Annotated in this window: 11 protein-coding genes; 7 read left to right on the plus strand and 4 right to left on the minus strand. The window is 46.7% G+C overall.

Annotation, left to right across the window (positions count from 1 at the left end; translation table 11 throughout):
* The first annotated feature begins 90 nt into the window (after nt 1-90).
* Nucleotides 91-780: a DUF2057 family protein gene (locus ACOCLE_RS17950; protein ID WP_419533616.1), complete on the plus strand. Its 690-nt coding sequence runs from the start codon at nt 91-93 to the stop codon at nt 778-780.
* A gap of 229 nt (nt 781-1,009) precedes the next feature.
* The gene (locus ACOCLE_RS17955; RefSeq protein WP_419533617.1) at nt 1,010-1,426 is read left to right on the plus strand and encodes a hypothetical protein; all 417 of its coding nucleotides are present in this window, start codon (nt 1,010-1,012) and stop codon (nt 1,424-1,426) included.
* 12 nt (nt 1,427-1,438) lie between these two features.
* On the opposite strand, the gene argA is transcribed toward ACOCLE_RS17955, so the two are convergent.
* The 4 genes from argA to ACOCLE_RS17975 all read right to left on the minus strand — a co-directional run bounded on the left by argA (nt 1,439) and on the right by ACOCLE_RS17975 (nt 6,095).
* Nucleotides 1,439-2,803, minus strand: coding sequence for an amino-acid N-acetyltransferase (argA, locus tag ACOCLE_RS17960; RefSeq protein WP_419533618.1), 1,365 nt, complete (start codon nt 2,801-2,803; stop codon nt 1,439-1,441).
* Nucleotides 2,804-2,886: 83 nt separating this feature from the next.
* A complete protein-coding gene (gene argE / locus ACOCLE_RS17965; protein ID WP_419533619.1) occupies nt 2,887-4,038 on the minus strand; it encodes an acetylornithine deacetylase in 1,152 nt (383 codons plus the stop codon).
* 85 nt (nt 4,039-4,123) lie between these two features.
* Nucleotides 4,124-5,395, minus strand: coding sequence for an inorganic phosphate transporter (locus ACOCLE_RS17970; RefSeq protein WP_419533620.1), 1,272 nt, complete (start codon nt 5,393-5,395; stop codon nt 4,124-4,126).
* Between the two features lie 19 nt (nt 5,396-5,414).
* Nucleotides 5,415-6,095: a TIGR00153 family protein gene (locus tag ACOCLE_RS17975; protein ID WP_419533621.1), complete on the minus strand. Its 681-nt coding sequence runs from the start codon at nt 6,093-6,095 to the stop codon at nt 5,415-5,417.
* Between the two features lie 220 nt (nt 6,096-6,315).
* On the opposite strand from ACOCLE_RS17975, the gene ACOCLE_RS17980 reads away from it, so the two are divergent.
* The 5 genes from ACOCLE_RS17980 (at nt 6,316) to ACOCLE_RS18000 (ending at nt 11,519) form a co-directional block, all read left to right on the plus strand.
* Nucleotides 6,316-7,206, plus strand: coding sequence for an IS982 family transposase (locus ACOCLE_RS17980; protein WP_419533099.1), 891 nt, complete (start codon nt 6,316-6,318; stop codon nt 7,204-7,206).
* A gap of 316 nt (nt 7,207-7,522) precedes the next feature.
* Complete coding sequence (locus ACOCLE_RS17985) at nt 7,523-8,137, plus strand: inorganic triphosphatase (protein ID WP_419533622.1); 615 nt, start codon at nt 7,523-7,525, stop codon at nt 8,135-8,137.
* 272 nt (nt 8,138-8,409) lie between these two features.
* Nucleotides 8,410-8,751, plus strand: coding sequence for an alpha/beta fold hydrolase (locus ACOCLE_RS17990; RefSeq protein WP_419533623.1), 342 nt, complete (start codon nt 8,410-8,412; stop codon nt 8,749-8,751).
* A gap of 396 nt (nt 8,752-9,147) precedes the next feature.
* A complete protein-coding gene (locus tag ACOCLE_RS17995; RefSeq protein ID WP_419537228.1) occupies nt 9,148-10,887 on the plus strand; it encodes a GspE/PulE family protein in 1,740 nt (579 codons plus the stop codon).
* A 92-nt stretch (nt 10,888-10,979) separates the two neighbouring features.
* Nucleotides 10,980-11,519, plus strand: coding sequence for a hypothetical protein (locus ACOCLE_RS18000; protein ID WP_419533624.1), 540 nt, complete (start codon nt 10,980-10,982; stop codon nt 11,517-11,519).
* The last annotated feature ends 93 nt before the right edge of the window (nt 11,520-11,612 follow it).

Below are 11,612 nucleotides of genomic sequence, written 5' to 3' on the forward strand. Positions count from 1 at the left end.
CCCAAGACAAAGACTTCGGAAAACAACAATACGAACCGGTAGTTTTACCCACCTATAATCAACTGACTATCTATAGGAGAACACAGTCTTATGTTTATACGTCGTATATTGGGTGCACTTCTGGTGTCCTCGCTGGCTATACCAGCCATTGCAGATAACACTCTGATCTTGCCCGAGAAGACAAAGCTGTTGGTTCTTGATGGTAAAGATGCTGATAAGCTAGATGGCAAGAGAGACCTTTCACTCAGCAATGGCCGCCACCAATTGGTGTTCCAGCTAAAAACACTGGTAAGGGAGGGTGGTGATACCAAGATGTTTACTTCCAGCCCTTATATCATGACATTCAACCTGTCCGGTGATCAGACTTACACTATTAAAGCCCCAAAGCTGAAGACAGCAAGAGATACCGACAGGCTGTCAAAATCTCCAAAGTCTCAGTTCTCACTGAGCAACGAGAAAGGCCAGGTCACTCCCTTTGAGTTCAGCGTTCTAAATAAATCGGGTCTGTTGATTGGTGTCGATACAGTAGAGGATATTCAAAAATTCAACTTATCAGACAACCCGGCTGCTGTTCGAGAAATGGCGGGAACCGTTTATATCGCAACCCCACAGGGTGTTTCTTATCAGGTAGCCCAACAGCCCTCTGTAATGCCTGCCCCGGCAACCGCCCAGCCTATGAGTGAAAGTATGCTGCAGTACTGGTATAACCAGGCAGACGAGACAACTCGTGAACGCTTCCTGAAATGGATTGCCGATAATAAAGCCGCTACAAAGCAGTAGAAGGCCTTTAAGGGCAAAGCCTTGCTATCCTGATTAAAGACCAGGTGTACGTGAAAGGACTCACACCGCAAGGCAGAAAGTCAGGACAAGAAAGGACTCCGAACATGAAGGAAGGGTACGATTTAAAAAAGTTAAGAAACAGGCTTTAACCGGATGGCTTATTGCGGCCTCAGGTTTTGCAGTACAACTCGCTCTTGAAACACTCTTATGGCATGAAGGCCGGCCTGATATGGCCAAATTTATTATATTGATACCCTTTTCCATTGGAGGGCTGATCTTTGCTCAGGCAATATTCACCATATTCACAGGAAAAGAGTACCACCCTTTACACCACCAAGGGGAAAACTGGAGTCAAACTTACCAAGCCAACATCCTCAAGCTTAGAAGGCAAATCAAGCTATTCTCTCTCGTTCTGATTACAGGAATCAGTCTATTTGCCCTTTTCTTTATTACCCACAACCCCATTTTCACGGTTGGTTTCATAATAATATTTCTGGATATTCTCTGGTTATCTCTCGCTTATCATAAGTTAGCACGTTGCCCCGCATGCCAGCATATGCCAATGGAGAAATCAGGCTCTCAATACCGTGTGACTCTTGACCTTAATCAGTGCCCTCACTGTGGTGCAACGTTTAATGATAACTAGTCCCACACTTTCTCAGCTTATTCTTTTCATAAGGACTTTTGATTGCCTCTTTGGGTTATATTTGATTTTGAGTTCTTCCGGTAACTCATCATAAGCCACTTCAATAAACTCCCTTTCAATAAACCAGTGCGCAGTTTGAGTCGTCATCACATAGATTTCGTTCATTCCCTTGTCTTTCGCCAATGCTTCAATATGCGCAAGCAACCGGTCTCCACGCTGAGCCTGACGGTACTCTGGGTGAACCACAACACAGGCAAGCTCTGCCCTGCAGATACCATGTTCATAGTATGGATGAAGAGCTGCACAGCCGATAATCATGCCATCCAGTAAAACGACACTGAATAACCTTATTTCCCGCTCCAGTTCTTTTCTGGAACGGCGGCGCAGAATGCCTTTTTCCTCAAATGGACGGATAAGTTCAAGAATCCCCCCGACATCTTCAATGGTTGCACCACGAACTTCTTCATAGTGGTCTCTGGAAATCAACGTGCCAGCACCATCTCGGGTGAACAGTTCCATCAGCAAAGAGCCATCATCCTGATAGCTGATAATCTGGGCTCGCTCAACACCCTCGGTGCAAGCGATAACCGCTGAGGAAAGTAACCTTCTGGACTCACCAACCTGAGTTTCAAGTTCCTTACCGGCTTCATGGGGAGAAATTCGATTGATCAGGTTACCCAGCTGATCAAAAACGCCTTGCTGCTCACCATAGAGTATCAACTTTTCAGCTCCCAGGCTGATTGCCGTTCGGGTAGCCACTTCTTCAACCTCAATGTTAAAAATTTCTCCGGTTGGAGAAAGCCCGAGACAGGAGAGCAAAACCACATAGCCGCTGTCCAGCAGGTGACCAATAGCCTGACTGTCTATCTTTCGAACTTCGCCAGTATGTTGAAAGTCGATGCCATCAAGAACTCCCAAGGGCCTTGCGGTCACAAAGTTACCACTGACAACCCGAATTCTGGCACCATGCATTGGTGAATTTACCAGACCTACCGAGAGTCTTGACTCAATCAAGGCTCTCATATTCCCTACTGCATCTTTAACAGACTCAAGGCTCTGCCTATCAGTAATTCGCCGTTCATTATGCTGCCCCCCATTATCGACCGCACCTTTATGAATAGCCGTTTTAATGCCTCTTTCACGTAAACGCTCATCAATTTGTGGCCGGGCGCCGTGCACTAGCACCAACCGAACGCCTAAACTGCTCATCAGGGCAATATCACTGATGATATTACTTAAATTCGGGTGTGCCAGTGTTTCACCACTGAGCATGATCACAAAAGTTTTACCCCTGTGAGCATGAATATAGGGTGACGATTGACGGAAAAATTTTACGTATTTTTCTGCGCTGTCTGCTGAGTTATCCTTTTTTTTCACGCAAGCCACACTTGTTTACCCATTATAAAGCAGCCATGAGAATCACATGCTCAGGCTAAGCAAATATCATGTACTACATCTGCTCAAGACAAGCAGTACTGTCTTATCAATGACTTCAAAACCTCAATCATTGGGTTAATTCGATCATGTGAGAGGTATTCATCTGGCTGATGAGCCTGATCAATATCACCTGGCCCAAATACCACCGTATCCATGCCTAATCGACTAAAAAACGGTGCTTCAGTACCAAATGCAACACTTTCTGCCTGATATCCTGTCAGCTTCTCACAGGCTGCAACCAGTGCTGAGTTCTCATGACCAGCAAAGGCCTCAATTGCAGGTGTGATGGTTTCAAGGGATACCTTAACCTGATCCGCTTCAGCAATTGTCTTCAATCTCTGGCGAATCTGTTGACGCAACTGTTCACTGTCCATGCCTGGTAGCATACGAATGTCAAAGTCCAGCTGGCACTGCCCACAAATCCTATTCGGGTTATCACCACCATGGATACACCCCAGGTTTAAAGTAGGTACGGGAATAGTAAACCCATGATTCTGGTAACGTTCTGCCAGCTCTTCACGGAACTGCATCAAATCAGTAATCACCTTGTGGGCAGTTTCCATGGCGTTTCGCCCCAAGGCCGGGTTGCTGGAATGGCCAGACTGCCCCAGAATCTGGATACGCTCCATCATGATGCCCTTATGCATATGAATAGGCCGCATCCCTGTAGGTTCGCCAACCACAGCGTAACGTGCTTTAGGTCGACCCAGTTCAGCCAGTGCTCGAGCCCCATTCATTGAGGACTCTTCATCAGCCGTGGCCAGAATAATCAACGGTGCTTTCAGCGGGGTGTCCAGGTACCCGCGAACGGCTTCCATCACCAATGCAAAAAAGCCTTTCATATCGCAGACACCCAATCCATAAAACCGGCCATCTCTTTCTTCAAGCGCAAATGGTGAACTCTTCCATAGGCTGTCATCGTAAGGAACAGTATCAGTATGCCCAGCAAATACCAGACCTCCAGGACCGCTTCCCAATGTTGCAATCAGGTTTGCCTTGTGAGGAGCATGGGGCAGATAATGAATTTCACACTGAAACCCCATGACTTCAAACCAGGCTGCCAGCTCATTGATAACCGGCAGGTTACTCATATCAAGTTCAGGGAGGGTCGAGCTGACAGAAGGTATCTCTATCAATCTTGAAAGTGCATGCTGGAAAGTTGGCTGGCTGCTCATAGCCCTGATTATCACCTTCTAGTGGAGGGAGTATCTGTTGATGATAAACAGGGCAAGCCTTATTGGAAACTAAATCTACTTGAGCCTAACCAAAAATCCACTTGAGGCAATGGAAGAAAACAATGGCCAGAATGGCTCCTGCTGGCAGAGTAATCAACCAGGACATGAAAATGGTACTAATAACACGGAGGTTTAAAGCGCCAATTCCTCTGGCAAGCCCCACACCCAGAACGGCACCAACCAGTGTATGAGTTGTGGAAATTGGTAACCCTGTACCTGACGCCATCACAACGGTGGAGGCTGCGGCAAGCTCAGCAGCAAAACCTCTGCTGGGAGTTAACTCAGTGATATGAGAGCCTATCGTAGCCATGACCTTATAGCCCCAAGTTGCCAGCCCTACAACAATACCTACAGCCCCCAGCAGAAGAACCCAGGCAGGAACGGAAGACTTACCAACAATTTCACCACCACTGTGAACCACGCTGACCACCGCTGCCAGTGGCCCGACCGCATTGGCAACATCGTTGGAGCCGTGGGCAAATGCCATGGAACAGGCGGTAAAAATCATCATTACACCAAAGACCTTCTCCACACTGGAGAAATGGAATGATTTATCCGCCTGAACATCTTCTTTTATCTTTGAAAGTGCCATCTGGCCAATAAACATAATGACCAAACCAATAATGAGTGAGAGCACTATGCTTTCTGTGTAATCCAACGGTAAGCCAATATGTTTCAGACCTTTAATCAGCGTCACCATCGACATCATGAAGCCAACCAGAAACATATAAAGAGGCATATAGCGCTTAGCGTTTCTGAAGGGGTTTTCGGTATCCAGAATCAGCTTCTGCACACTGACAAAAATCAGGAAAGCGAACAGTCCCGACATCAGGGGAGAAACAACCCAACTGGCAACAATGGTTGCAACTTTTCCCCAGCTGACTGCATCGGCAGAGATGCCAACAGCAGCGAAACCAACAATAGCCCCAACAATTGAGTGAGTAGTAGACACCGGCCAACCGTAATGGGTCGCTACCAGCAACCAGGTTCCAGCGGCCAGCAGTGAGGCCAGCATTCCGTAGACCAACAGATTGGGGTTCTCAACCAGAAGGGGCATGGAGGGATCAATGATTCCCTTGCGTATCGTCTCGGTAACCGATCCGCCAGCCAGATAGGCACCGGTAAACTCCAGCAGGATGGCGATAAAAATAGCCTGTTTTACCGTCAGGGCACCGGATCCAACTGAAGTTCCCATGGCATTGGCAACATCGTTGGCCCCAACCCCCCAGGCCATAAAAAACCCAAACAGGCAGGCCAGAATCAGGAGGACTGTGCCATATTCAGCGATAATACTCATCAGTCTGCATCCGGTTCAGTTAACGGGCCAGCAACAACTGGAGGTGGCTACCAACACGGGAAGCCCGATCCGCAAGATCACCCACCCAGTCGATAATTTTGTACAGAAACATGACTTCTACCGGTGGCAGCGTTTGCTCAAGATCAAACAGCATACGGCGTATTTTCACCTGATCCTTGTCAGTTTCACTCTCAATGTTGTCCAGCTCTTCAACCATTTTTTCTACCAAATCTACTTCCCGCCCCTGAAAGCCCGTTTCCAGAAGCTCATCCAGCTCATGAATAGCCTTCAACGCCTGTGCAGATGTTGCAATTGAGCGACGCACATAGGTGATAAATGCTTCGTGCATCGATTCAGGAATAATCATCTTGCGTCCTACCACAAGGCCTGCAATATCCTTTGCACGGTTAGCAACCTTATCCTGAACGGTTACTATCTGCAGCAGGTCGGTACGGGGAACCGGAAGAAAAAGGCTTTTTGGAAGCGACAGGCGGATGCTTCGCTTGATTGCATCCGCTTCGTGCTCAAATTTGATGATTTTCTGCTGAATGTCATAAGCAGTCTCCCACTCTTCCGCAAACACTGCCTGAAAGAATGGCTCCAACTGTGACGCACATTCATGAACAGTGGTGATATGCTTTTGAATAGGTCCTATTGGTGAGCGACCAAAAACACTCGCCAGTATATTGCTGGTAGGCATTTTGCAAATCCATCCGGTTGAACGCCTGATTATAGAAGGCGGTTTCACTTCTTGCACATATGCTCATAATCTGATTAAAAATGTATATTGTTCCTTAGTTCATGACCCTATGATTTTTATATACTTTACGCCATGTGCGACTTTTAGGTTTGCATAAGGAGACATGACTGATCCTGCTTTCTGCTATTAAAAGCAGTAGAAAGCAAAGAAGGTTTCAGTCATGCCCGTTGAAGAGTTTATCACTACAGTCTACTGCTTGATCGACGATTTGGTAAAAGAGCTTTTTCCTGTACCACTGCGACTTCGAGGGTTTCCACCAAAGCTCACTGATAGTGAAGCGATCACCATGGAAGTTGTCGGTGAATGGCTTGGGCATCATAAGGACACTGAGATTTGGAAGTATTTTACCCGACACTGGCGACACCTGTTTCCTGACATTCCTTCACGCTCGGCATTTGTCAAACAGGCCGCCAACTTATGGCATGTGAAACAACGACTGCAAATTCGTATAGTCCAGATGATGCATGCAGATAATGCAGATATCCATTTAATCGATGGTTTTCCGATTGATGTTGTCGTCAGAACCCGTGCACCACAGAGCCGTATCTTTAAAGCTGAGGCTGGTTATGGTTACTGCGCTTCCAAGGACAAGAAGTTCTATGGCTTTCAGGGGCATTTGCTGGTTGAAGCACGAGGGATTCCTGTGGGTTTTACTCTGACCGCAGCGAACGTAGATGAGCGTGATGCAGCCTATGACATGCTCGAGACCATTTCTGGCCTCTTGCTTGGCGATAAGGGCTATATAAGGCCTGAGTTTAAAGCTGATTGTCAGGAATTAGGTATTGATCTTCAGACGCCACTGAGAAAAAACATGCAAGATGAACGTCCGAAGTCGTTTGTAAAGCTGGTATTACGGGTACGACGGAGAATAGAAACAGTGATAGGTCAATTGACAGAGCGCTTTGAAATAGAAAAGTGCCATTGTCGAGATAGATGGCATATGACATCACGTATCGCTCGGAAGTTACTGGCACATAATATTGGTTCTTATCTGAATATAATTGCTGGTCGTCCTGCAATACAGTTTGAGAACCTTATTTCCGAAGATTAAAAAACGGAAAGCAAATAATTGCGTGATTTTGAAGATACAACTTGGACTTACCATCATGCTAGCCCGGATATTTCATAAACGTGCTCCCGTTCTCGCTTGTCCTTTGCCGCCCTAAGGGAGTTTTGCTCGGTCGACCGTACTCCCCGGTACGGCACTCCCTCACAAAATCCCTTAGGGCGACAAAGTCCTGCCCGAGATTCGGGGCAGTTTATGAAATATCCGGGCTAGTAATTTGAGATAGTTTCAGACAAAGTCGCACATCGCGTATACTTTCTCAAATATACAGAATTTACCCATTAGTATTGTGGATAAGACAATGAGCCAGGAAACCGAGTTAAAGCTCTCTGTGCCTGCAGATCAGATTGAGCAGCTGAAAAGTCACCCGTTCTGGCAGGAACATGCTGCGCAGCCATCAGAAACGCTTCATCTGGGAAATACTTACTTTGATACGCCAGACCTGAGGCTCAATCAAGCCAAAGTTGCCCTGCGGATTCGTGAAGTAAATGGACAATATATCCAGACTCTAAAAACCCGTGGGGAAAGCATAAATGGCCTGACCCGCCGTGGCGAATGGGAGTGGCCGCTGAACACCAATGAACTGAACGGACAGGTTCTGACTACTGTCTGGCCTACTGAACTCACTGATATATCTATAGAGAAGCTCAAACCTCTATTTACTACCGACTTCTACCGCACTCGCTGGCTACTGATCTGGCAAAGCCCTTTTGCCAGGGTTGAGGCAGCACTTGATCAAGGGGCAGTAAAATCAGGAAATGGTTCAAGCCCTATTTGCGAACTGGAGCTTGAGCTGATTGAAGGAGGTGAGTCTGCATTGATGGAAATCGCATCTGCACTGCAGCACTTCTTTGAGCTCACCCCATCTGACCAGAGCAAGGCTGAAAAAGGTTTCAAACTGATAGCTACCAAGTAACCTCCCAGCACTGAGCAGTACGAATTACTGGGTAATATGGAATATTACCCGCTAGGGCGAAGAACACTTGGTCAGACAGTTACCCTGCAGATTTACTCAGGTAGTATTTAAATAGCCTGCCCCAAAACCCATCACCTCCACGCATCCTATTTACTCATTCCTGACATAGAATGCTTGAATGAGTATATTTGATACTCCAGCCATATTCCTGCCAATGGGCTATGTTGCTTTAATGACTTGAGATAAGTTTTCCCAATCAGTGGGTGATAATTGTGAAAGTGATCTTTATTCACGGCAACGGCGGCTGTACTGCCGATATGAACTGGTATGTTTCAGCAGAAAAACGGCTTCAGGAAAAAGGCTTCAATACCATAAGAGAAACTCTGCCCGACAATGACATCGCCCATGAACATATATGGATCCCTTACATTCGGGATACCCTTGGTGCTGACCAAAATAGCGTATTGATTGGACACTCATCCGGAGCCATTGCCGCTTTACGGTATGCTGAGCAGTATCCAATTACAGGCAGCGTTCTGGTCAGCCCATACCATACTCACCTGAACCTGGAGGATGAAAAAGCTGGCGGCTGGTTTGATCGCCCATGGAACTGACAAAAAATCTCAAAAAACCAGCGCTGGATCATTCAATTTTCTTCTGTTGATGACCCATGGATCCCTATAGAGGAAGCTCAATACATCCACTCTAAACTCAATACAGAATACTTTGAGTTCACGGATCGCGGGCACTTCCTACAGACGGATATTGACGACTTTCCCGAGTTGGTTACAGCCCTGCTGGAAAAAAAACAGCATTAATAGATTATTGATCAGCCTTCGAATTCGCCATCAATCATTACTTGATAACAGCACTCTTTACATGTGGACATAAATCCATTTGTCCCCACGCCGAAAAAAAAGAGAGAATATAAAGAATTTACACCCCTGCAGCTTCAAACGGTATTTCAAGTGAGCAATGTGAAAGCAAATGGCCTGCAACACAGGGAGCAAATGCTGGATCTGGCAATGGTTGTGTCTGATCTGGTCAGGAGCATGCATATCGATCAGGTAGTGGCCGATGATATTCTCAGCCGTGCACGAACACCAGAACAGATTCGTCTACACCCACTGGAATACATAGCAAGTCTCGAGTTGGATGACTCCGGGCCACGAGGTAAAAAACTCGATATTGAGTACCTGTGCCAGTGGTTGGCAGAACTGGCAGACCAGGATTACTTTCACATCGATCCTCTGAAAATTGATGTTGTAGCCATTACGCCCATCATGTCCCACGCCTTTGCCATTCGACATCAAATTCTTGCTGTTGAAGTCAATAGTACAGAGATTCTAGTGGCTTCAGCCCAGCCCTGGCATCGAAGCTGGGAAGACAATCTGCGTCACGTCAGTCGTAAGGAAATCAAGCGGGTGGTTGCCAACCCAACCGATATTCGACGTTATACCGTCGAATTTTATCGGCTTGCCCAATCGGTGATGGGAGCCAACTCCGATGATGGTGTCAATTCAGCATCACTCAATAATTTTGAGCAAATGCTGGAACTTGGCAACATGAAGGCTCCTGATGCCAATGACCAGCATATTGTGAATATTGTTGACTGGCTTTTGCAATATGCCTTCGAACAACGCGCCAGTGATATTCACATTGAGCCCCGACGTGAGCAGTGCAACCTGCGTTTTCGTATTGACGGTGTACTTCACTCAATTTATCAAATGCCAGCCAAGGTTGCCGCCGCAGTGACCAGCCGACTCAAGATTCTTGGAAGAATGAATGTAGCTGAAAAGCGCAAACCTCAAGACGGGCGACTGAAAACACGCAATGCGGATGGCTATGAAGTGGAGCTGCGTTTATCAACGTTACCCACAGCTTTTGGTGAAAAGCTGGTCATGCGTATTTTTGACCCAGAAGTACTTGTCAAATCATTCAGTGACCTTGGCTTTTCCAGAGAAGATGAAAAACGCTGGAAAGCAATGTCTGCACAACCCAACGGTATTATTCTGGTTACAGGACCAACGGGTTCCGGTAAAACCACTACGCTCTATTCAACACTCAAGCAGCTGGCCACTGACCAGGTAAATGTTTGTACTATCGAAGATCCCATTGAGATGGTTGAGCCCGCTTTTAATCAGATGCAGGTTCAGCACAACATCGACCTTACTTTTGCTTCAGGTCTCAGAGCCCTGCTAAGGCAAGACCCTGACATAATTATGGTTGGAGAGATTCGCGACCTGGAAACGGCTGAGATGGCTATTCAGGCGGCACTCACCGGACATCTGGTAATCTCGACACTGCATACCAATGACGCCCCCTCCGCCTTAACACGACTGCTTGAGCTTGGGGTTCCCCCCTATCTGATCAAGAACACGGTATTGGGTGTCATGGCCCAGCGTCTGGTCAGAACACTCTGCCCCGGTTGCAAAGAAAAAGCACCTCTTGACCCCAACGGCTGGAAAGCATTAACCAGACCATGGTCAGCATCAGCACCCACAGAAATATTCCAGCCGGTGGGTTGTCTAGACTGCCGTGAAACAGGTTACCGCGGGCGTGCTGGACTGTACGAAATTTTAACCATGAGCGATCAGATCAAAGCCCTGATTAACGACAGCCCTGATATTGCACAGCTGGCCCGCCAGTGCATCAAAGAAGGGATGTATAGCCTGAGGCTCTCAGGAGCACAGAAAGTCGCCCATGGCCTCACGACAGTAGAAGAAGTGATGCGGGTAACTCCCGAATGACGATAACTTGATGGAAAAGGCTCTCTTGGTTAACCTCAAGGAATGGTTATTGAACGAAAAATAAGAAAAATTAATTCGGGGCGTTTAAATACATGAAGAAACTGTCCTTACTTTTGCCGATAGCAGCCATCCCAGTTCTTGTTTTCGCTGACAACAAGCAGATGACGACTGTTACCTATTTGGATAGAGGAAACCTACAGCTTGTTGCTACCGAAGAGCCCAGTTCTTTTGCCAGACAAATAACAGAAAATACACCTAATCAGGATCGAAGGCATACTCTAGAAAACTATATAAACAGCCTGCTGAAAGCCAATGCCATATACAACCATAAGGAGGGCAAAGAAAATCCAAGATTAATTTACCAGATCCATGCCAACAACGAAGGAACCATTATTGCCACTCGGAGTGAGCAAGGGAAATATGGCGTACAAATAGGTAACCGGAGCTTGCCGGTATACGGCATTAACTACGACCTTCAGTCCGACTGCTCATGGCAGGAGCAGCTATGCTGGGTGTTTTATCCATCTTCTAACCACCAAAAAGAACGGTGGCTGGAAATATCCTACGCCCCACATGCTATTGCAGAATTAAAGGAAGGGGTTAGCTTATTGATACGAAACCTTCAAAAATAAGACTCTCTTGATAGCAAATGCATTCTGCTCTTTCGCGTTATTACAAGCCCACCAGTATTTTTTAGTGTACGTTGACTCTATTCAGACATTCAG

The sequence above is a fragment of the Endozoicomonas sp. genome (assembly GCF_965196975.1).
GTDB lineage: Bacteria > Pseudomonadota > Gammaproteobacteria > Pseudomonadales > Endozoicomonadaceae > Endozoicomonas.